The sequence below is a fragment of the Algimonas ampicilliniresistens genome, assembly GCF_030159955.1.
GTDB lineage: Bacteria > Pseudomonadota > Alphaproteobacteria > Caulobacterales > Maricaulaceae > Litorimonas > Litorimonas ampicilliniresistens.
Map to the genome: position 1 here is coordinate 235997 of NZ_BSNK01000001.1, position 20294 is coordinate 256290.

General features: G+C 55.9%; 19 protein-coding genes. 4 read left to right on the forward strand and 15 right to left on the reverse strand.

Annotated features, from left to right (window positions below; translation table 11 throughout):
- Positions 1–45: 45 nt before the first annotated feature.
- On the forward strand, positions 46–720 hold the full coding sequence (locus QQL54_RS01185) for a TetR/AcrR family transcriptional regulator (RefSeq protein WP_284386684.1): 675 nt from the start codon (positions 46–48) through the stop codon (positions 718–720).
- Here QQL54_RS01185 and QQL54_RS01190 read toward each other — a convergent pair.
- The gene (locus QQL54_RS01190; RefSeq protein WP_284386685.1) at positions 688–1482 is read right to left on the reverse strand and encodes an SDR family NAD(P)-dependent oxidoreductase; all 795 of its coding nucleotides are present in this window, start codon (positions 1480–1482) and stop codon (positions 688–690) included. The two genes, QQL54_RS01185 and QQL54_RS01190, sit on opposite strands and share 33 nt — an antisense overlap.
- Positions 1483–1706: 224 nt before the next feature.
- Between QQL54_RS01190 and QQL54_RS01195 the strand changes: the two genes are divergently transcribed.
- Positions 1707–3848: a S46 family peptidase gene (locus tag QQL54_RS01195; RefSeq protein WP_348520691.1), complete on the forward strand. Its 2142-nt coding sequence runs from the start codon at positions 1707–1709 to the stop codon at positions 3846–3848.
- A gap of 70 nt (positions 3849–3918) precedes the next feature.
- Here QQL54_RS01195 and QQL54_RS01200 read toward each other — a convergent pair whose 3' ends face one another.
- Positions 3919–5376 (reverse strand): AMP nucleosidase, encoded by a 1458-nt coding sequence (locus QQL54_RS01200; protein WP_284386687.1) that lies wholly within the window; start codon positions 5374–5376, stop codon positions 3919–3921.
- Positions 5377–5556: 180 nt separating this feature from the next.
- Between QQL54_RS01200 and QQL54_RS01205 the strand changes: the two genes are divergently transcribed.
- Positions 5557–6582, forward strand: coding sequence for a dipeptide epimerase (locus QQL54_RS01205; RefSeq protein ID WP_284389420.1), 1026 nt, complete (start codon positions 5557–5559; stop codon positions 6580–6582).
- 25 nt (positions 6583–6607) lie between these two features.
- Here QQL54_RS01205 and QQL54_RS01210 read toward each other — a convergent pair whose 3' ends face one another.
- From QQL54_RS01210 to QQL54_RS01220, 3 genes are all read right to left on the reverse strand, one after another.
- Positions 6608–7252 (reverse strand): helix-turn-helix domain-containing protein, encoded by a 645-nt coding sequence (locus QQL54_RS01210; RefSeq protein WP_284386688.1) that lies wholly within the window; start codon positions 7250–7252, stop codon positions 6608–6610.
- A gap of 92 nt (positions 7253–7344) precedes the next feature.
- Positions 7345–7911 (reverse strand): response regulator transcription factor, encoded by a 567-nt coding sequence (locus QQL54_RS01215; protein ID WP_284386689.1) that lies wholly within the window; start codon positions 7909–7911, stop codon positions 7345–7347.
- Entirely contained in the window at positions 7908–9047 is a 1140-nt protein-coding gene (locus QQL54_RS01220; RefSeq protein ID WP_284386690.1) for a two-component system sensor histidine kinase NtrB, read from the reverse strand. Before QQL54_RS01220 ends, QQL54_RS01215 begins: the two co-directional genes overlap by 4 nt.
- Before the next feature lie 113 nt (positions 9048–9160).
- Between QQL54_RS01220 and QQL54_RS01225 the strand changes: the two genes are divergently transcribed.
- Positions 9161–9544 carry a hypothetical protein gene (locus QQL54_RS01225; RefSeq protein ID WP_284386691.1) on the forward strand — a complete coding sequence of 128 codons (384 nt, stop codon included), beginning with the start codon at positions 9161–9163 and terminating at the stop codon, positions 9542–9544.
- A 223-nt stretch (positions 9545–9767) separates the two neighbouring features.
- On the opposite strand, the gene ccoS is transcribed toward QQL54_RS01225, so the two are convergent.
- The 10 genes from ccoS to QQL54_RS01275 form a co-directional block, all read right to left on the reverse strand.
- Positions 9768–9920, reverse strand: a complete 153-nt coding sequence (gene ccoS, locus QQL54_RS01230; RefSeq protein ID WP_284386692.1) for a cbb3-type cytochrome oxidase assembly protein CcoS — start codon at positions 9918–9920, stop codon at positions 9768–9770.
- The gene (locus tag QQL54_RS01235; RefSeq protein ID WP_284386693.1) at positions 9917–12106 is read right to left on the reverse strand and encodes a heavy metal translocating P-type ATPase; all 2190 of its coding nucleotides are present in this window, start codon (positions 12104–12106) and stop codon (positions 9917–9919) included. The genes ccoS and QQL54_RS01235 overlap by 4 nt, the downstream gene beginning before the upstream one ends.
- The gene (locus QQL54_RS01240; RefSeq protein ID WP_284386694.1) at positions 12103–12615 is read right to left on the reverse strand and encodes a FixH family protein; all 513 of its coding nucleotides are present in this window, start codon (positions 12613–12615) and stop codon (positions 12103–12105) included. Before QQL54_RS01240 ends, QQL54_RS01235 begins: the two co-directional genes overlap by 4 nt.
- Positions 12616–12623: 8 nt before the next feature.
- Positions 12624–14120 (reverse strand): cytochrome c oxidase accessory protein CcoG, encoded by a 1497-nt coding sequence (gene ccoG, locus QQL54_RS01245; RefSeq protein ID WP_284386695.1) that lies wholly within the window; start codon positions 14118–14120, stop codon positions 12624–12626.
- A gap of 9 nt (positions 14121–14129) precedes the next feature.
- A complete protein-coding gene (gene ccoP, locus QQL54_RS01250) occupies positions 14130–15122 on the reverse strand; it encodes a cytochrome-c oxidase, cbb3-type subunit III (protein ID WP_284386696.1) in 993 nt (330 codons plus the stop codon).
- Positions 15115–15288, reverse strand: a complete 174-nt coding sequence (locus QQL54_RS01255; RefSeq protein ID WP_284386697.1) for a cbb3-type cytochrome c oxidase subunit 3 — start codon at positions 15286–15288, stop codon at positions 15115–15117. The genes ccoP and QQL54_RS01255 overlap by 8 nt, the downstream gene beginning before the upstream one ends.
- Positions 15285–16022 (reverse strand): cytochrome-c oxidase, cbb3-type subunit II, encoded by a 738-nt coding sequence (gene ccoO / locus QQL54_RS01260; RefSeq protein ID WP_284386698.1) that lies wholly within the window; start codon positions 16020–16022, stop codon positions 15285–15287. Before ccoO ends, QQL54_RS01255 begins: the two co-directional genes overlap by 4 nt.
- A 1-nt stretch (position 16023) precedes the next feature.
- On the reverse strand, positions 16024–17595 hold the full coding sequence (ccoN, locus tag QQL54_RS01265) for a cytochrome-c oxidase, cbb3-type subunit I (protein ID WP_431355921.1): 1572 nt from the start codon (positions 17593–17595) through the stop codon (positions 16024–16026).
- Positions 17596–17878: 283 nt separating this feature from the next.
- Positions 17879–19237: an oxygen-independent coproporphyrinogen III oxidase gene (gene hemN, locus QQL54_RS01270; RefSeq protein ID WP_284386700.1), complete on the reverse strand. Its 1359-nt coding sequence runs from the start codon at positions 19235–19237 to the stop codon at positions 17879–17881.
- Between the two features lie 12 nt (positions 19238–19249).
- Positions 19250–20185: a cupin domain-containing protein gene (locus QQL54_RS01275; RefSeq protein WP_284386701.1), complete on the reverse strand. Its 936-nt coding sequence runs from the start codon at positions 20183–20185 to the stop codon at positions 19250–19252.
- Positions 20186–20294: the final 109 nt, after the last annotated feature.

The window sequence follows — 20294 nt, forward strand, 5'->3', positions numbered from 1 at the left end:
ATAGCTGGTAGGTGCAATCCGCCTTCTCATCTTCGAGCTTCTTCCATGTCCTCGACAACACCCGCCAAGCGCCGCCGCTACAGCCCCGAGAAACGTCGGGCGATGATCTTGGATCATGCAGCCGAAGTCGTGGCGAGCGAAGGCGTCAGTGCGGCGACGATGGAGCGCATTGCGCGTCAGGCTGACGTTAGCAAATCGCTGATCTATGCTTATTTCGAAAATGTGACCGAGCTGCTGCGCGAACTGCTGCAGCGTGAACTACGTCGTTTGCGACGCCTACAAGCGCAAGCGGCGGCGACAACCGAAGATTTCTCCGAGATGGTTCGCGCCGTCACCCATCAATATATTGGTTATATTGCCGAGCGGGGCTTGATCCTGCAGCGCTTACAATCCGAGCCGTCCCTAGCGGATGGTCGCGACCCAACAGATTATAGTCGCCCGGATGCGGTTCGTTTTGTAGCCAAAGTGGTGTCGGCCAATTTCGATATGCCGATGGACCTCGCGATCGCCTGCACTGATATCTCATTCGGTATTCCTGCAGCAGCCGGTCATTTTCTCGAAAGCGAGACGACGGATCCTGCTTGGGTCGAGGACATCACCGTGCAGATGATCATTGGGTCGATTGAAGGTGTCAGCAACGCTTACAAAGCCGGTCAGCTGGCCAGCGTTGCGTCTGACGAGGACACGCTACATGGGGTGGATGGTGTGGCCGCCGTCTAGAACCAGAGTTTGACCTGTCATTAAGTGGCTCTCATCGGACGCCAAGAAGACCGCAATACCTTCCATATCCTCAAGCGTGCCGATTTTGCCTGACGCTGAGCGACGACGACAAGCATCCTGAAAAGCCTGCGGCGTATCCAACGACATTTCCGTTTCAATATAGCCGGGCAGAATAGCGTTGACCTGAATGTCGGCGCGACCCAGTTCGACGGCTAACGACCTGACCAATCCGTTGACCGCAGCCTTTGTCGTTGCATAGCCAGCCGCTCTCGGCGTTCCCATCATTGAGGCGACTGAGGATGTCACGATCAGCTTGCCCGGGGCTTTGCGTGACAGCAGGTGCCCCGTCATGGCGCGGAACGTTTTGACGACGCTGTTGAGGTTGAGATCGACGACACTGTCCCAAGCCTCGTCGCTGAGTTCATGAAGCATGCCCGACGGACCAGAGCCGCCGGCATTGGCGAAACAGACATCGACCTGACCGAAATGTTCGACCGTGTTTTCGAACGCCGCGCGAACGCTGTCGCTATCGGTCACGTCGCATTCAAACGCGGTCACCTTTGTCCCTAACGGTGACAGAACTGCGACCGCCGCAGCGTTCTTGTCTGCATTGCGGCCCCAGATCGCGATGTCAGCGCCTGCTTTCGCCAACCCTTTTGACATGGCGAGGCCAAGCCCGCCATTACCGCCCGTTACCAGCGCGACTTTTCCACTCAGATCGAACACGGTGCCTCCAATATGGTCCATCGTCGACCGTGACATTAACTGGAAAGATCGTCAATAAGGATATTGATGTGAGGGAATTAGTCAATTTTTCGCCAGTTTTTACCTCGTAGGAATAGTTTTCTATCAGTTCCGCATGGTCGGCCTTGTTCGTGCGGGGGAGAGCCGTCAGTAGCGTCTTTATTGATTTCGAAATGGAGACTTGCGTGACGACTCGATTGAAAACCACACCCCTTTATACCAGCTCGCTGATAGCCCTCGCCATGGCGGTCGCTATGCCGGCCTCAGCGACGGAAGGCATGTTTACGCCGGATCAGTTACCAGAGATTGCCAAGGACCTTCGCGCCAAAGGGCTCAAACTCAAACCCGCGCAAATTTCCGATCTCACAGGCTTTCCAATGGGTGCGGTGGTGTCGATCAATGGCTGTACGGCATCGTTCGTCTCAACGCAGGGCTTGGTCGTGACCAACCATCACTGCGCCTATGGGTCCATCCAATATAATTCTACCGAAGAGAATAATTATCTCGAAGACGGTTTTCTCGCTCAGGATTTTGACGCCGAGCTTCCAGCCGCACCGGGATCTCGCATCTACGTCACCGTGGATGTTGACGATGTCACGGACAAAGTGACAGGCGATCTATCGGAAAGCCTATCGGGTGAGGAGCGCTTTGCTGCCATCGACTCAGCACGGAAGGCTCTCGTATCCGAATGCGAGGAAGATGAAGGCCATCATTGTAACGTGGCCTCTTTTTATGGCGGTCTCCAATATAAGTTGATCAAGAGCCTTTGGATTAAAGATGTGCGTCTAGTCTACGCGCCAGCGGGCCCGATCGGTAAATATGGCGGTGATATCGATAACTGGATGTGGCCACGTCATACGGGCGATTTCTCATTCTACCGGGCCTATGTGTCTCCCGACGGCAAGTCAGCGGATTATAGCGAAGAGAACGTCCCGTTCACGCCGCAGCACACGCTGAAAGTTTCTGGCGCTGGACTGGATGACGGCGATTTCGTGATGGTCGCTGGGTATCCGGGCCGCACGTCTCGTTATGCGCGTTTGGCCGAGGTCGAGAATACGTTCGATTGGAACTATCCAACATGGCAAGTCGTGCTGAAAGACTGGATCGGCGCTATCGAAGGCGCGTCTGAGCCAGGCAGTGATGCGCGGATCAAATATGAATCCCGTCTGGCGGGACTTAATAATTTCATGAAGAATCTCGGCGGCCAGATCGAAGGCGCTCGCCGCGTTGGGCTAGTTGATCGCCGGGCCGAGCGTGAAGCGGCTCTCAATGCTTGGATTGCTGATGAGGCGCCGGATGCTGGCTATGCCGAGTCTATCGAAGCGCTCGACGCGCTGGCAAAAGAAACAGCGATGGCCGCGCAAAAATCCTACTGGTTCGGCAATGCCACACGCCCGCAACTCTACAATATTGCGCGCCGTCTTTATCGTTTGTCTAAGGAGAGTGAAAAAGCCGATGCTGATCGCGAAACCGGTTATCAAGAGCGCGATATGGACCGGATGAAGCAGAGCTTCACAGCGATTGATCGTCGTTATGATCCCGCCGTCGACAAGGCGGAATGGATGGTCTTCCTAAAAGGCTATCTGGCACAACCGGAAGCGCAGCGTGTTGATGTGTTCGACACCGCCTTGGGGCTCAATGGGTCCATGAGCGAGGCAGAGATGTCGGCTATGCTGGATCGCTATTATGCCGAGACGACGTTGGGTGATCTCGACACGCGCCTAGCGTTGATGGAAGCAACAACCGAAGAGTTGGAAGCGAGCGATGATCCGTTCATGCAACTCGCTGTCGCGCTGTATGATTATGGCATGGAGCGTGAAGGCGCGAGAAAAGATCGAGCCGGTCGTCGCGCCACATTGCAACCTAAATATATGGAAGCGATTATCGCGTGGCAGAAAGCACAGGGCTTCACTGCCTATCCGGATGCCAATTCCACGCTGCGGGTGACGTATGGCAATGTCATGGGTGGCTCGCCCAAGGATGGACTGCGCTACGATCCATTCACGACGCTAGAAGGCATTATCGAGAAGGATAATGGCGAGGACCCGTTTAACTCTCCACAAAAGCAACTTAATCTGATCAATGCGAAGGACTACGGGTCCTATGCGTTGAAATCTATTGGATCCGTTCCGGTTAATTTCCTCACGGACCTCGACTCGACTGGCGGGAATTCCGGTTCAGCGACGCTGAATGCGCGCGGGGAACTGGTCGGCTTACTCTTCGACGGAACGATTGAGAGTGTGAACTCCGATTGGGACTTCGACCCACGCACGACCCGGTCTATCCATGTCGATAGCCGCTACATGCTGTGGGTCATGGATAAGGTTGATGAGGCGGATCGCCTGCTTGAAGAGATGGATATCGTCAACGCACGCGGTCGCTAGACTCTCAAACACTTACGAATTGGAGCCGCCCGTTTTGACGGGCGGCTTTTTTTATGAGCGGAATATTTTGTTATCGGAACAGCGGCTCATCAAAACTGCGCAGTTTCCGCGAATGTAGATTTCCAGCATCGGCCTCGTCGCGCAGGATTTTGATCGCGCGCAGACCAATCTGAAGATGTTGCCCGACGCGCTCCTGATAAAACGCATCCGCCATTCCTGGCAGTTTAATCTCTCCGTGAAGAGGTCGATCTGACGCGCAGAGAAGTGTGCCATAGGGAACACGGTAGCGATATCCATTGGCCGCAATCGTCGCAGATTCCATGTCGATGGCGATGGCCCGCGACTTATTCAAATCAACGGCATAGTCTTCAAACGCCAATTCCCAGTTCCGATCATCCGTGGTCACGACTGTGCCAGTTCGCAGCAGATGTTTCAGGTCGGACGGGGAGGCGCCCGTCTCTTCACAAACGGCTTTACTAAGAGAGAGCTGCACTTCGGCCAAGGTTGGCAGCGGAATATGTGGTGGCAGAACATGGTCGAGGACTTTGTCTTTGCGAAGATAGGCATGGGCAAGCACATAGTCGCCAAGGCGCTGAGTGCGCCGAAGCGCTCCGCAATGGCCGATCATCAGCCAGACATGCGGTCGCAACACGGCGAGGTGATCAGTGATGGTTTTGGCATTGGACGGGCCAACACCAATATTTACCAAGGTGACACCCCGACCCTGTTCCCGCACAAGGTGGTAGGCTGGCATTTGCGGGACTTTCGCAATCGGATCGCAGGACGGCTTGCCGTCCGGTCCAGTGACCCGGCCACCCGGCTCGACCAGATGGGTCGCACGACCCGCGCGGACTTCTTCCACTGCCCAGACGACGAATTCATCGACATAACGCTGATAGTTGGTGAACAGAATATAGGACTGGAAGTCTTCGGGTTGGGTGGCCGTATAATGCCGTATGCGGTGCAATGAGTAATCGGTCCGTTCGGCCGAAAATAATGCCAACGGCATAGCCGCTGTGCGATCAAGGATCTCTTTGCCGTCGACAATATGGTCGTTCGTAGCCACTAAGTTTGGTGTGTAGAAATAGGTCGGCAGGGCTTGCCGCGCCTTAAGATCAAGGCCCGCAGTCGCCGATTCCAGGGCAAAGTTGAGCGGGATCGGGCTGTCAGACAAGCTCACCTGAATGCGCGCCGAAAATTGCTCTAAAACCTTAGTGAGTTGACGTTCGAGATAGGGACGAAACAGGCGCGGTTGCGTGATTGTCGTCGTGAATTCGTGACGTGTTGACACACGACCCAAGGCCAGATTGCTGGTCATGACCGCTTCTTCGGCGGGGATCGACACCGTAATTTGCGGATAGACGGCGTGGGTCAAGTCGAGACTGTCGACGCGCCCTTCGGAATAGGCATCAAAGCGAGCTCGTAGCAGGGCGACTTGTTGATCATAGAGTTCAACCAGTCGATCAACAGCATCGCTAGGCAAGGATTGAGAGGAATTGGGTTTAGTTGGGGCACTCGGATCGGACATAAAAACTCTTTGCAATGAATAAAATTCTCCGCCCATAGCGCACCAGGCGAGGACTTGCCAAGTTATTCATGCGCCCTCGCGACATGTATGTGGATTATGTCATGCGCTTGACCAATCAGCACAAAATCGCATGACAAGATGTCAGGACGCTATTGTCCGCAAAGCATTGAGCGAAATGTGATGAACAGGCTTCGACTGACCGTTTCGGTCCATAATCCACGGCTCAAAAAGCCGTTTATTATTTCGACGGGCGCGCGGACCCATCAGCCCTATCTGTCTGTGCGTCTCACCGATGGTCCACATTCTGGCCGAGGGGCCGCAACGGGCATCAACTATCTCGGCGCAACGCCTGAGGGATTGCTGGCAGAGATTGAAGCGGTGCGCTCGCAAATTGAACAGGGTTTGACGCGAGACGATCTTATTAACTTACTACCAGCAGGCGGCGCGCGATCTGCGCTCGATGCAGCCTTATGGGACTTGGAGGCCGCTCGAACAGGTGCGACTGTGGCCCGCACTCTCGGCCTGTCACCAGAACCCATTCCAAGCGCTTTCACTATCGTCCTCGATAGTCCCGAAAGTATGGCGGAGCAGGCCCGCAGTGAGGCGTGGCGACCGCTACTCAAGGTCAAACTGGGCGGCAGTCCTGACGAAGAAGAAATACGGATACGGGCCGTCGCGATGAGCGCACCAGACACGCGCCGCGTGATTGATGCCAATGCGGGATGGTCGGTTGAGCAACTTGATCGGTTGGCGCCGGTCGCGGCTGAATGTGGATACGAATTGTTAGAACAGCCTTTGACTAGACATTGTGAAAACGAATCCGATGCACGCGCATCTTTAATTCAAGCGGCCAAAGTGCTGCCCATCTGTGCCGATGAAAGTTTTCAAACGATTGATGACTTCGATCGGATCGACGGACTCTATCAAATCGTCAATATCAAGCTTGATAAATGCGGGGGTTTGACCTCAGCTTTGGTCATTCGCGATGAGGCGCGCGCTCGGGGTTTGAGCGTGTTTGTCGGCAGTATGTTGGCCCCGACGGTCGCCGTCGCGCCCGCGCACTTACTGTCCCAATCCGCCGACTACGCTGACCTCGATGGTCCGTTCTGGTTTTCAGACGAACCAGCGAGCTTGACAGAGGACGGTCTGTTTGCGCCCATCGATCCAGCCATCTGGGGCGGGGGCGAAACGCGCGCCAATGATTGAGAGGGCGCTTCGGGAGTGATCTAGCTTAGCCCGTCACCACAGTTCCGGCCTTGCGGCGTAAGCCGTCAATTTCGGTGATGTTCGCGGTATGCGTATCGGGAAGGGCGATGAGTCCGAGACCCTGTAGGTCATTGAGACGCCGGCTGACAGTTTCGCGGGACAGGCCGAGATAGTCGGCAATGTCGAGGCGAGACATGGGTAGGCGGACTTCTATGGCGTTTTCATCTTGCTTTGCGCCGCGGCGCTTTCGGCGTTCGGCGAGCATGACAAGGAAAGCCGCGACCCGCGCTTCAGACGAGGATTTGGTCAGGGTCATCATCAAATTCTGGGCGTCTTCGACTTTGCGCCAGCTATGGTCCAGCAATTGGGCGCGGAGATCCGCATCGGTCTCCAGAGCCGAGATCGAGACGCTCTGCACGCCAGCACTGGTCACGGTGACCGCACCGTCCATATGCTCGCCGTCTGGTGACAGGCCGAAAAATTCTCCCTCAGTGCAGAAGCCAGTGATCTGGCGACGGCTATCTTCGAGCAAACGGAATGTCATGATGACACCGCTATTGACGCGGAAAATCCGCGTGGCGGCATCGCCTTGGTAATAGACTGGTGTCTTGTCAGGATAGACACGAACAGCCCCAATTCCGGATTGTTGTGGCGATGCTGTGTTCGGCATTGTCAAAATTCCCTTCTTGCGGAGGGATATGGACGGTGCGGCGTTAGTTTCTCAGTTCGGTATTCTACGTACGTAGAACTACGCAGACGGGTCTAGGGTAGAAGGATTAGGCGGACGAGTTCTGCCAGTGACCGGATGCCAAGTTTCGACATGACCCGCGCGCGGTGTGTCTCAACCGTCCTGACGGACACGCCAAGTTCATGGGCAACCACCTTATTAGGTTTGCCGTCGGCCAGCGCTTTGGCAACCTCAAGCTCTCGTGGGGTCAAGGCTGCGAGAGCATCGGGCGCCATATCGACGGGCTCGCCAAGACGATCAATCGCCGACAGAATTCGATTGGCAACAAAGGGCTTTTCGACAAAATCGTTCGCACCCGCCTGCATGGCTTTAACCGCAAGGGGCACATCGCCATGTCCGCTAATCATAATGACAGGTACGTTTTTTGACCGAGTCCGCACGTGCAGCAGGGTTTCCAACCCGTCTCGGCCTGGCATCCGCACATCCAAAATAAGGACAGCATGGGTGAGGTCCGGCGCGGCATCGACATGGGCGTCACCCGAGACATAAGTCAGCACATCATGTCCCACCGTCTCCAGCAGGAGGCCGAGTGACTCTCGAACCTGTTCATCATCATCAATAATATGAATGGTTGGTTTCATGCGTCGTCCGCCAACGGCAAGGTGAAGCTGAAGGTCGACCCACCCGATGGATTGGATGTGGCCCAGATCCGCCCGCCATGAGCGCGGACAATCGACTGGCTGATTGAAAGCCCAACGCCCAGCCCGCCCGTTTTTGTTGACGTAAAGGCGGTGAAGAGATCGGGAATAATGTCTTGAGAGAGACCTGTGCCCGTGTCGGATAAGCTAACGCAAGCCAGATTAGGATGCTCCGCATCAGAATCAACAGAGATATGAAGCTGCTTGTGAGCGCTGTCTGTCATCGCTTCGCAGCCATTGCGGATCAGATTGACGAGGACTTGCTGAATCTGGACGCCGTCACCGAACACCTGGCTGGCATTTGGATTAATGTCTCGAATAATATCAATCTGCGTGTCGCGGAACCGGGACAGGCTAAGCATGACCGAGGCTTCAATGATTTCATCGAGGTCGACAGTTTCAGAACTGACATCACCGCGTTCGATAAATTTGCGCATACGGGCGATAATTTCTGCCGCTCGGTTATTCTGCTCCAAGGCGCGTTCCAGCACAGAGCCAAGCTTTTCACCGCCCTCATCAAGACGGGTGCAGAGTATTTTCCCGGTTTCAATATAGTTGGCAGCAGCGGCCAGCGGTTGGTTGATTTCATGGGCAATCGCGGTGCCCATTTCGTTCATGGCTGCGACACGGGAGAGGTGAAAATGCCGCGCTTGCAGTTCATCAAATTCGGTCTCCCGACGACGCTCCTCGGTCAAATCTCTAATAATGCCGACGAATAAGGTGCTATCTTGATGGCCCATTTCGCCGACCGCGAGGCTCATCGGAAAAATCTCACCATTACTGCGTTGGCCTTCGACTTCACGACCGATACCAATAATTTTTGCCTCGCCGGTTTTTAAATATCGATCCAGATATCCGTCATGCTCGGAATGATAGGGTTCGGGCATGAGGCAGGTGATGTTGCGGCCGATGACCTCTTTCGCGGCATAGCCAAAGATGGATTCTCCTGCGGGGTTGATCAATTGGATCGACCCGCGCGCATCAATCACAATGGCACCATCGACCAACGTATTCATTACTGCATCCAGTGCGGATGTTGGTTCCGAGTTTGGCCCAGAAATTGGCAAGGAAGAGGTCATGCGGTTCATGTCCATGCGGCGGATATCGTCCTGCCTTTGCGCCACAGACGTGACCCCGGTCACAATGGCGGAGTGTTGCTCCTTTATCAAAGATCAACACTCAAGGCTTTCTCATGTCGCTCAGCGCCGCACAACCCGTCATCTATATGATCGATAGTCAGTCTGCGACTTTGGCCTCTATGCGTCCCCTGCTCGAAGCGAGCGGGCGACCGGTCATGGAAGTGGATGATGCTGACACGTTTTCACATGATGTATTGGCGCATCGAACGGTACGCCGATGCGACGCCATCATCCTCGATTTGGATGGGGGTCAGGCTCCGATCTACAGGTTGCTCAACCTCGTTATGGGTGAAACAGATCGCCCGAAAATTGTTCTGATGGCGGGCGATGACGCCCCTCTGGGCGATACGGACAGCTTCTTACAAAGCCGCTTACACGTTCTGCATCACCCGGCCCGGCCACGTGATTTGCTCGACATTCTGGATGACGATTCGTGAGCGTTGCCAAAGCCTGCGCCGTTCTAGTCGGCTTGAATTCTTTTTTACCTTTAATGCCAGTGCCTGAAGGCTCGAACTTTATCGAAACTTTGTCCTGCGCAACAGGCCGCGTCATTCGGATTCAGCTGCCCGGGCAGCCCAAAGAACCCAGCGATGAAGCACCGATGCCATGCCACGCCGTATGTGCGCGCGATGACGATGAGCCTGCGGCCAACAAGACGCCTCAACCCAAAGGGTAATCGTCGTCTCCAAGGATCCGCTCTGCGTCTCCGTCAGGGTCGTCAAACTGTCCGGATCGGAGCGCCCAGACAAACAGACCGAGCGCGCCGCTGCCCAAAATCAGAGCGATGGGAATGAGCCACAAAAGCGAATTCATCGCTGCGCCTTACCATAATTCTGTCCAGGGTGGCTCGGTCCTGCATATTGTCCAACCTGGCGCATTCGCAATGCGTTGAGCGTCACGATCAGCGACGAGGCCGACATAGCCACGGCTGCAATGAGCGGCGTGACATAGCCGAAAACCGCAAGCGGAACCGCCAGCATATTATAGCCGATCGCCAGTCCGAAATTCTCCTGTACACGCCGCCGCGCCGCGCGGGCAACTTGAACGGCAAAAGGCAGCCCAGCTAGCGTATCCCCTTGAAGCACAATATCGGAGGCTGAGCGCGAAATTTCTGTGCCGCTGGCCAGCGCTGCAGAGGCGTCGGCATGCGCCAGAGCAGGCGCGTCATTGATGCCGTCACCGACCATGAGAACGGAGTTGCCCTCAGCTTGTAAGGCGGAGATGCGGGCGAGCTTATCGGCAGGTTTAACGCGCGCTGTCACGTCATTAATGCCAAGCTCCGCCCCGACTTGATTGGCCGTTTCGCGTGCATCGCCACTCAGAATTGAGAGGGTCAGTCCCATTTCCTTGAGCTTAAAGACTGTGTCTGCAGCCTCAGGGCGTAAGGTATCCCGCACAGGAATCAGGATCGCGGTTTGATTGTCAATTCGGGCCCAAAGTCCGGGAGCGTCCAGATTATCGGACCCTACAAAAGCGGCCTGACCGAGACAAACAGTGTGACCTAGGATCTGCCCGCGAAGACCAGACCCTTCAACCTCCTCGACATGTGTGACCTCGACTGCGTCTGCGAAGGGGTGGAGCGACTCCGACATAGGGTGGGTTGAGTGCCTGGCTAAAGTGGCGATCAGGCCAAGGTCACCAGGGTCGATACGACTCACATCGGCTTTCACGCGACCTTCAGTCAAAGTGCCGGTCTTGTCGAACACGATGTGGCGGATAGTGGACAACCGTTCCAGCGCATCGCCAGAACGGATCAACACGCCTTTGGCAAATAGTCGGCCTACGGCAACAACCTGTACCGCAGGGACGGCCAAACCTAATGCACAAGGGCAGGTGATGATGAGCACAGCAATGGCGTTAAGGATCGCTGTGCGCGGCGTTCCGCCGACCATTAGCCAACCCACAAAAGTGAGCAGCGCCAGACTGTGTACAATGGGCACATAAGCGCGGGCGGCGCGGTCGGCGAGACGGACATAGCGCGCCTGTGTTTGCTGTCCGGCTTCGACCATGCTGGCAATATCGGCCAAAAACGAGTCGGCGCTGATCTTGAGTGCCTCAATGGTGATCGGCGCGCCGCGATTGATCGTCCCTGAATAGACTGGATCACCAATCTCGACAGATTGTAGGGCCGTTTCGCCCGTGACGAGCGCGGCATCGAGTCGGGACGAGCCTGTCATGATGATCCCGTCCACGGGTATGCGTTCCCCCGAAGCGACCATAAGCCGGTCGCCTAACATGATCTCGGTCGTTGGGACGGTTTCAACCCCTCCGTCCGATGTAAGCCGTTGGGCATTGTGGACCTGTAAAGCAGCGAGCTGCCTGGCCGCCAGTCCTGTGCGGGCGCGCAGCCTATTATCCAAAACTCGTCCGATCAGGAGCAAGAAGATCAGCATCAGCGCGGCATCAAAATAGGTGTGGACCTCGCCGTGCCACGTCTCCCAAAGACTCAGGCCGCAGGCGAGCAGGATTGCAAGGGAGATCGGCACGTCCATATTCGTTGTACGGGCGCGCAGCGCTTGCCAGGCAGAGGCGAAGAAGGGGCGCCCCGAAAAGGCGGCAATTGGTAAGGCGATTGCCGCTGAGAGCCAATGTAGCAGAGCGCGTGTCTCTTCGCTCATATCCGCGCCACCCGACCAGACGGCGATGGATAGGATCATCACATTCATTAAGCCGAACGCAGCGACGGCCATAGCAAGTAGAAGCTTGCGCGATTGCTGAACGTCGCTCTGTTCGGCGTCGTCGGGAATATACGGTCCGGCCGTAAATCCCATGCTTTCGAGATTGCGGGCAAAGCCGTCAGCTCTATCCGCGCCTCCGTCCCAGACGATGTGCAGGCGGGACGTAGAGAGGTTCATGCGCGCCTGATTGACGCCCGGTTGCTCGCGTAGTCCGTTTTCAATTTTGGCGAGGCACCCCCCGCATCGAGCGCCGCCAATGACGAGATCAAGCGACGCTTGCTGACCGTCCTTTTTGACGAAGGATGCGAGAGCGACGCTCATCTGAGATCGAGACTGCGCCGAAAGTGGAAGCGATCCTCGCCGCGGATCGCGTCGGCTTCCAACGTCCATTGGCCGAGCAGGCCAGTTAGATCAGCGCGGGCTGTCCCGTCCTCAAAAGTTTCAAAGATCACAGGGCGGTCGAGGGTAGAATCGACCGGATGACGCAAGCCCCCAGAAAAGGTCACGCCTTGCAATCCGGCTTCAGCTTGATCTGTGATTTTCACGACCAAGCTCCGCTCAGCCATGTTTCCGACGACGTTCACGGTGGCTGTCCAGCCAAGTTGTGATTGCGCTGCACGCGCTTCGAGAGTCGAATTATATTCGATCCCTTGGCGGTAAGATTGCTTGATATCTTCGCCGCGGAAGGACTTCACGGCGAGAGTCGTGAACACGATGCTGACCGTGATGATGATACCAAAGAAAATGACCAGCATGGCCAGCACATGACGACCCGTCAGCTGCCAGCCGTCAGTGGTTTCTTCGACGGGTAGGGACATACTTTTGCTCATGTCAGCCTCTATTTTGTGCCGCCAGCCACAAAGACGGCGCTGCGAGTTGCCTCTGTGTCTGATGCCGGGTCGGTCAGTCGGAACAGGATTTCAGCGCGTCCGCCAATCTGATCCAAATTATCTTCGACGATCGTGACCCGGAAGTCGACAGCCTCATCAGACGGTACGTTCAGTGTCAGGTCAGTCTGGCCCGCTACTTTGATGACGGGGCTGGGCAGACCTTCGGCCGTGAGGGTAAGGGCGCGCGTTTGTGTCGCCTTGTTCAAGACCTTGACCGTATAGCCGTTTTGTATGCTGCCATCTGACATGACGACGAAATTGGGCTGACGGTCACGCTGGACATTTAGATCAAGGGTGGTTCGCCCGATCAAGGCGCCGAGCATGATAAAGCCGACACCCGCAAACAGCACGGCGTAGATGATGGTTCGCGGACGGATAAGCCGGTAACGGGCTTTTTCCCCCTTGCTACGTCGCACGACATTCTCGTCCGTATCATAGGCGATCAGATTGCGAGGACGATCGACCTTGTCCATAATTTCGTTGCAAGCATCGATACACAGCGCGCAGCCAATACATTCCAGCTGTAGACCGTCGCGAATATCGATCCCGACGGGACAGACGGCGACACATTGGCGGCAATCGATACAGTCGCCTCGACCGTCCCAAGTTGCACCTTTTTTATGTGGTCCGCGCGGTTCTCCCCGATCATAACGATAGGTGACGTTGAGCGCTTCTTCGTCGATCATAGCGGCCTGAATGCGGGGCCATGGGCACATATAGGTGCAGACCTGTTCGCGCATGAAACCGGCGAGCGAATAGGTGGTGAAAGTTAGCAGCGCGGCAAAGACGTAACTGGTCGTCGGCGCGTGCCCGGTAAAGAAGTCCCGCGCAATCGTCGGTGCGTCGTGGAAATAGAGGATCCAGACCCCGCCGGTAAATGCCGCGATGAACAGCCAAACGATATGTTTGGCGGTTTTCTTGTAGATTTTAGAGAGCGTCCATTTCGACTTATTGAGCTTGATCCGCGCATTGCGGTCACCCTCAAAGAAGCGCTCGACATAGATAAACAAGTCCGTCCAGATCGTCTGCGGACAAGCATAACCGCACCAGACACGTCCAAATAGCGATGTCACCAAGAACAGACCGAGCGCGGCGAGGATAAGTAAGCCTGTGATGTAATAGGCTTCTTGCGGCCAAATCTCGATGAAGAAGAAATAGAAGCGTGCATTCTCGAAGTCGATCAGAACCGCTTGGTCAGGTTGTCCCACGCCGCGGTCCCACCGCAACCAAGGGACGATATAGTAGATGCCCAGCAGTACGACGAGCGCGAGCCACTTCAGGTTCCGGAATGTACCATGCGCGAGCTTTGGATAGATCTGCTCGCGCTTTTTATAGAGGCTGGCGGGTGTCGACGGCGTCGGGTTCGGTGCCCGCGAGCGCTGGACGCCGGGCGCGGCTTGCTCGCGCTTGCCCGGCTCCTGCGTATTATCGATCAGGGTCGTCATGGGCGGGCGTTAGGGGGTCTCTGCCTCAACATTTGTGTCGTCTGTCACAATCTCACTCTCGGCACTGTCATCCATGCTGGCAGGAACGATAGCGGGCAAGGACGGTTCGCCGCCCCCCAGAGCGTGCACATAGACCGCGAGCGCTGTGATGATTTCCGGGTCTAACCGCTCATTCCAGTTCGGCATAACGCCCTGTCGACCTGAATAGATCGATGTCTGAATATCCGCGCGTTCACCGCCATAGAGCCAGTCAGCGTCTGTCAGGTCCGGTGCGCCTTGGCTGCGGTCGCCTTTGGCGTCCTCACCATGGCAAGAAGCGCAATTATCAGCGAACAGGGTTTGACCGCGCTGTTGGACCTCTGCGTCGACCTCAAGTCCAGAGAAGGCCAGAATATAATCAGCCAAATCATTGATTTCATCGCGGGTTAAAAACCCGTCTTGGCCGAAGCCCTGCATGATATTAAACCGAGTGTCATCATGTGCAGCCCGAATGCCAACTTCCAATGTGTGGCGGATGTCTTCGAAGGTGCCGCCCCAGATCCAGACATCGTCATTGAGGTTGGGATACCCCTTAAAGCCCTGACCACCCGTGCCGTGGCACGTCGCGCAATTATCGCCAAAGGCAGATTTACCAGCGGCCATAGAGAAGCGGAATAATTCCGGATCGGCTGTGATGTCGTCAATGCCCGTACCAGATAGACGATCGGCAAAGACAGCTCTTTCAGAGCGCATTTCAACAAGATCTGCGGCGACTTCGCCGCGGTCGGAATGCCCAAGAAGGCCTTCGAAATGGCTGTTGATCAGCGGAATCGATGGCATCAGCACAGCATAACCAATGGCGAAGACGATCGAGGCGTAGAAAATACCCAGCCACCAGCGTGGCATCGGCGTGTTTAGTTCCTCAATCCCGTCCCAACTATGGCCAGTTGTATACTGACCAGTAGGCTCGTCATAGCGCGGGGCGCCGTCGTCGGTTACGTCCGGGCGGTCGTCATTAGTCATGGTCGGTCTCCGGAGCGTCATGTGTCTCGAGAGGAAGATGGGCGGCCCGTTCGAACCGTTCACGGTTCTGGGGCCAGAGCGCGTAAATTATCGCGAGCACGAAGACGGAAGTGAAAGCCACCGTGCCGCCGATTTTAATGAAATGGGCGAGGAGGTCGTAGGTCATCGTAGATTCTCGTCGAGGTCGGCTTCATATTCAGAGAAGTCCACCAGAGTGCCCAGCATCTGTAGATAGGCGATAATGGCGTCCATTTCGGTGACCTTGTCTGGGTTGCCGTCAAAGTCACGAATGATTGCTTTGGGATAGCGCGCCATGAACCCGTCATAGTCGTCCGCCATCGGATCAAGCTGGGTCATCACATCGGACTGCGCCAACGCGACCATCTCTTCCGTATATGGGACGCCTAGAGCCCGGTTAGCGGCGAGGTGGCCCGCAATATCGTCGATCTCAAGTTCGGCCTCGGCCAGAAAGACGTAGGGCGGCATGATCGATTCCGGCACGACGGCACGAGGGTCCTGCAAATGCGTATTGTGCCATTCGTCGGAATATTTACCGCCAACGCGAGCCAGATCTGGACCTGTCCGCTTAGAGCCCCACTGGAACGGCCGATCATACATCGACTCTGCGGCCAGCGAATAGTGACCATAGCGTTCGACTTCATCACGCAGCGGGCGCACCATCTGTGAGTGGCAGACATAGCAGCCTTCGCGGATATAAATATTGCGTCCGGCCAGCTCCAGCGGCGTATAAGGCCGCATGCCGTCCACTTCTTCAATCGTTGAGTCGATGTAGAAGAGCGGCGCGATCTCAACCAAGCCGCCGACAGAGACGACCCCGATAATGCCGAGCAGCAGCGCGAAGGATTTCTTCTCGAGATATTTGTGGATTCGCAAGAACATCTTATTCAGCCGGAGCAAGCGTGGGAGGGATGGTGTCGGTTTCTGGCAGGACGGGTTTTTTGGCCGCATCATCCGCCAGAGTGGACTCGGCATTGCCGCGGCCCATGATGGTCATGCGGATATTCCAAGCCATGATCAGTGTGCCGAGCAGGAAGAGCAGGCCGCCCAGTGTGCGGATCGCGTAGAAGACATGCAGCGGACTGACGGTTTCAATGAAGGAATATTCAAGGAAGCCGAGCTCTGTATAGGAGCGCCAGTTCAACCCTTGGCTAATTCCAGCGCCCCACATCGCGGTGATGTAGAAAACGATCCCAATCGTGGCGAGCCAGAAGTGCCACTCGACCAAGCGGGTCGAATAGAGATCCTTCTTCTTCCATAGCCACGGAACAAGACAGTAGAGCGCGCCGAAGGTGACGAAGCCGTTCCAACCCAGCGCGCCGGAATGGACATGGCCAATCCCCCAGTCCGTATAGTGAGACAGAGCATTGACGTAGCGGATCGACAGAAGCGGGCCTTCGAAGGTCGCCATGCCGTAGAAGGCCACGGAGACGACAAGCATGCGCAGAACGGGGTCAGATCGTAGCTTATCCCAAGCGCCTTGCAGCGTCATCAACCCGTTGATCATGCCGCCCCAGCTGGGCATCCAAAGCATGATCGAGAACACCATACCAAGTGTCTGCGTCCATTGCGGCAGCGCCGTATAGTGCAGGTGGTGCGGACCAGCCCAAATATAGATGAAGATCACAGCCCAGAAGTGGACGATCGATAGTTTGTAGGACCAAATCGGACGGTTCGCTCGCTTCGGGATGAAGTAGTACATGATGGCGAGGAAGCCGGCCGTCAGGAAGAAACCAACCGCATTATGGCCATACCACCACTGCGTCATGGCGTCCTGTACACCCGCATAAACGCCGTAAGACTTCGCGCTGGTCGCAGAGACAGGCAGGGCCAAATTATTGACGAGGTGCAGAATCGCGACTGTGACGATGAATGCGAGGTAGAACCAGTTCGCAACATAAATGTGCGGCTCTTTACGCTTGGCGAGCGTGCACAAGAAAACGAGGAGATAGGCGACCCAGACCACGGTCAGCCAAATATCAACATACCATTCCGGCTCGGCATACTCTTTGCCGCCGGTCACGCCCATTAGATAGCCGGTCGCGGCTAAGACGATGAAAAGCTGATAGCCCCAAAACACGAACCACGGCCAAGACCCGCCGGCCAGTCGCGTGCGGCACGTCCGCTGCACCACATAGAAGGAGGTGGCGATCAGTGCGTTGCCGCCAAAGGCGAAGATGACAGCAGAGGTGTGGAGCGGACGAAGACGACCGAAGTTTGTCCAAGCGGCGCTCTCAAAATAGAAGATTTCTGGCCAAGCGAGCTGGGCGGCGATGATGACGCCAACGAGCATGCCGGCAATGCCCCAGAAGGTTGTGGCGATGACGCCAAACTTAATAACTTTGTCGGCGTATTGGGAATGGTCAACGGTGGGCGGTTCTGTGCCCATCTTGCCAACAATGTAGATGATCGCTCCAATGAGGGCGAACAGCATCGTGGCCGCTTGCGCCTTCATGGCGATGCCGTTGAAAGATCCAAAGCCAGACCCTGTCGCGGCGAATGTCGCCCAGATAACGCCGGGAATGAGGATGAACAGCATCGGGATGAGCGTGTCGTCACGCTTCAAATGCGGATTTGCCAGATTTAATGGGGTCTGGGTGCTCATGGGCAACTCGTCGAACATGTTATGGCCCGGCGGATGCCGGATATGATGAGGCGCAATTCGGGCGCGACTCGCCCTTTCATGGACAGTCCGTCATGTCGGAATGTGATCGGCGTCACAGGAGTGGCGGACTGAGCTAGACCGCCGCTGAAAAACGACCCGTATTGCTCGGCAAATAGTCATCAAATCGCGAGGCGAGCGAGCGGACAAATGGTACACCCATATCTGTGACATGGAATCCTGTTGCATCGGCTTTGATCAACCCGTCTTCGTCGCGGTGTACGATGAGAGCAGCTTTCGCGAGAACGCCGTCGGCAAGAGATCCGAAGCGTGACCGCAGACGATCGCTATCGATCCGGAACTCGCACATGAGCTGCTCGATTGCGGCGGCGGTGACGCGGTCGCTATCTGAAATCTCAATGCCCCGTTCGGTCGATAGTGTCCGGGCGTCTGCGGCACGACTATAAGCTTGGACGCTTTTTGTGTTCTGAGAATAGCCTTGGGCAAATTGGCTGATGGACGAGGTGCCGAGTCCGATCAGTGTTTGGCAGGGATCATCTGTATAGCCTTGGAAATTGCGTCGCAATGTGCCGTTACGGGCCGCAACAGATAGCGTGTCATGAGGCTTAGCGAAGTGATCAATGCCGATCGGTTGATAACCCATTCTGCGTAAGGCGGAGGCCGCAATGTTGGATTGGCGGAACCGATTGAGTGTGTCGGGTAGAGCGCTCTCCTCAATCATGCGCTGATGTTTCTTCATCCAAGGCACATGGGCGTAACCGAATAGGGCGACGCGGTCTGGATCAAGATCGATGACTTGGTCCAATGTCCGGCGTATGGTCGCATCAGTCTGAAAAGGGAGGCCATAAAGTGCGTCGATATTGACGGAGGCAACGCCGCCATTGCGCAGCGCCGTGACGATTTCCCGGGTCTTTTCGAAGCTCTGGGGTCGGTTGATCGCGGCCTGCACACGCGCATCGAAATCCTGCACGCCAAGGCTGGCCCGGGTGACGCCGAACGCGCAGAAACCTTCAACATCGTCTGCGCACATGTCTGTTGGATCAAACTCCAGACTGATCTCAGTCTGCGCATCTAGAATAAACGCTTCGTCGAGACGCGCGCGGAGGCGGGACAGGTCATTGGCTTTGAGCAAGCTGGGCGACCCCCCGCCGAGATGGAGTTGCGCGACTCGCTGCCGCTGGCCGATCGCATCGGCAACGATGTCGATCTCTTGATAGAGTGTTTCTAAGTAGCGTTTGATTGGGTCATAACGTTGCACATGCTGCGTATGGCAGCCGCAAAACCAACAGAGTCGATCGCAAAAGGGAATATGGATATATAGCGAGATCGCTTCGTCGCACGGGATCGCGCGCATCCACGCGGCGACCGTCTCCGCCCCGACGGTCTCTGTAAAATTCGGGGCCGTTGGATAGCTGGTGTAACGCGGGACAGGCTTGGAATAGTCTAGAATAAAATCGGCCGGAAAGGTCGTCATGTTATGTCGCTTCTAGAAGTTTCGTATGTAGGCTGGGACGGGCGCCAGCACGGACGGTTTGCCGGGGTCGAGCCGGAACCGGACAAAATCCTCTCGGACGTGGGCGCGATGTGCGCCGAGTTTACGTAAAACATGTCCGGCGAGAGATTTGGCGAAGCGTTCAATGGGGCCGCTCTTGTCCCAAGACGGTGACGCGCCGAAATGTCGACGGATCAGGCCATTGAAATACAGCGTTCCGTTGCGCACCGCGCTGTTCCGTGTCGTGCATTCCATAACCATCGAAACACAAAAGCCCTGATTTTCCACACGGTGCGGTGAGGTGTGGGGCCAGCAGACGAGTATATCGTCAGGCAGGTCGAAAACCTGAGCTGACTCGTCGAACTCCGCCCGATACGGCACATCTTGATCCCGTTCGCCGAGAACGATCGCCTCATAGGCCTCGTCTGGCAAAAACTCTTGCGTCGCGGGATAGACGAAAACCCGCTTACGTCCCCTGATGTGCCAGAGCAGTGTCTGGGTCGGGTCACAATGATAGGGGACTTTTGCTGCTGGCGATGAGATCAGAATACCGCCGCGGCGATTACGCTTACGCGCCCGTTCTCCGGTTTTATCTTCCAGCTCAGTATAAGCTTGTTCTAACCAAGGACGGTAAGCCGAATCACGGTTCATAGCTTCGCGGATATTGATCCAAATGGCCCCGGATTTCGCAGCTTCGACCAACTCCGCTCCTGTCGCGCCCGCTGGATCAACCGTGCAATGTTTGCTCGGAAACTCTGGGTCATCGCTCATGGTGCAGACGTCAATCAAATGACTAGGATGACGGTCGAGCAGATCAGCCAGCGCCTCATCGGTGAATAATCCAGACCGCTGCAAACCATGTGAGAAAGTCTGAATTTCTGAGCCGTAATTGACGCGGTCTTTATTGGACCAATGGCTAAGGATCGTCATATCAGCCTCCTAAATGGCGACTATCCCATGACGTAAAATGTGGAGCTCTGGGGTGATCGGGGTCACATTACAGGGTGTATGAGCGGTTAATGGACTGACGGGCACAGCC

Bases quoted from the DNA above. Each gene is read 5' to 3' on its own strand.
- QQL54_RS01185 (WP_284386684.1), top strand. From the start codon at position 46: ATGTCCTCGACAACACCCGCCAAGCGCCGCCGCTACAGCCCCGAGAAA.
- QQL54_RS01190 (WP_284386685.1), bottom strand. From the start codon at position 1,482: ATGTCACGGTCGACGATGGACCATATTGGAGGCACCGTGTTCGATCTG.
- QQL54_RS01195 (WP_348520691.1), top strand. From the start codon at position 1,707: ATGGCGGTCGCTATGCCGGCCTCAGCGACGGAAGGCATGTTTACGCCG.
- QQL54_RS01200 (WP_284386687.1), bottom strand. From the start codon at position 5,376: ATGTCCGATCCGAGTGCCCCAACTAAACCCAATTCCTCTCAATCCTTG.
- QQL54_RS01205 (WP_284389420.1), top strand. From the start codon at position 5,557: ATGAACAGGCTTCGACTGACCGTTTCGGTCCATAATCCACGGCTCAAA.
- QQL54_RS01210 (WP_284386688.1), bottom strand. From the start codon at position 7,252: ATGCCGAACACAGCATCGCCACAACAATCCGGAATTGGGGCTGTTCGT.
- QQL54_RS01215 (WP_284386689.1), bottom strand. From the start codon at position 7,911: ATGAAACCAACCATTCATATTATTGATGATGATGAACAGGTTCGAGAG.
- QQL54_RS01220 (WP_284386690.1), bottom strand. From the start codon at position 9,047: ATGACCTCTTCCTTGCCAATTTCTGGGCCAAACTCGGAACCAACATCC.
- QQL54_RS01225 (WP_284386691.1), top strand. From the start codon at position 9,161: ATGTCGCTCAGCGCCGCACAACCCGTCATCTATATGATCGATAGTCAG.
- ccoS (WP_284386692.1), bottom strand. From the start codon at position 9,920: ATGAATTCGCTTTTGTGGCTCATTCCCATCGCTCTGATTTTGGGCAGC.
- QQL54_RS01235 (WP_284386693.1), bottom strand. From the start codon at position 12,106: ATGAGCGTCGCTCTCGCATCCTTCGTCAAAAAGGACGGTCAGCAAGCG.
- QQL54_RS01240 (WP_284386694.1), bottom strand. From the start codon at position 12,615: ATGAGCAAAAGTATGTCCCTACCCGTCGAAGAAACCACTGACGGCTGG.
- ccoG (WP_284386695.1), bottom strand. From the start codon at position 14,120: ATGACGACCCTGATCGATAATACGCAGGAGCCGGGCAAGCGCGAGCAA.
- ccoP (WP_284386696.1), bottom strand. From the start codon at position 15,122: ATGACTAATGACGACCGCCCGGACGTAACCGACGACGGCGCCCCGCGC.
- QQL54_RS01255 (WP_284386697.1), bottom strand. From the start codon at position 15,288: ATGACCTACGACCTCCTCGCCCATTTCATTAAAATCGGCGGCACGGTG.
- ccoO (WP_284386698.1), bottom strand. From the start codon at position 16,022: ATGTTCTTGCGAATCCACAAATATCTCGAGAAGAAATCCTTCGCGCTG.
- ccoN (WP_431355921.1), bottom strand. From the start codon at position 17,595: ATGAAGGCGCAAGCGGCCACGATGCTGTTCGCCCTCATTGGAGCGATC.
- hemN (WP_284386700.1), bottom strand. From the start codon at position 19,237: ATGACGACCTTTCCGGCCGATTTTATTCTAGACTATTCCAAGCCTGTC.
- QQL54_RS01275 (WP_284386701.1), bottom strand. From the start codon at position 20,185: ATGACGATCCTTAGCCATTGGTCCAATAAAGACCGCGTCAATTACGGC.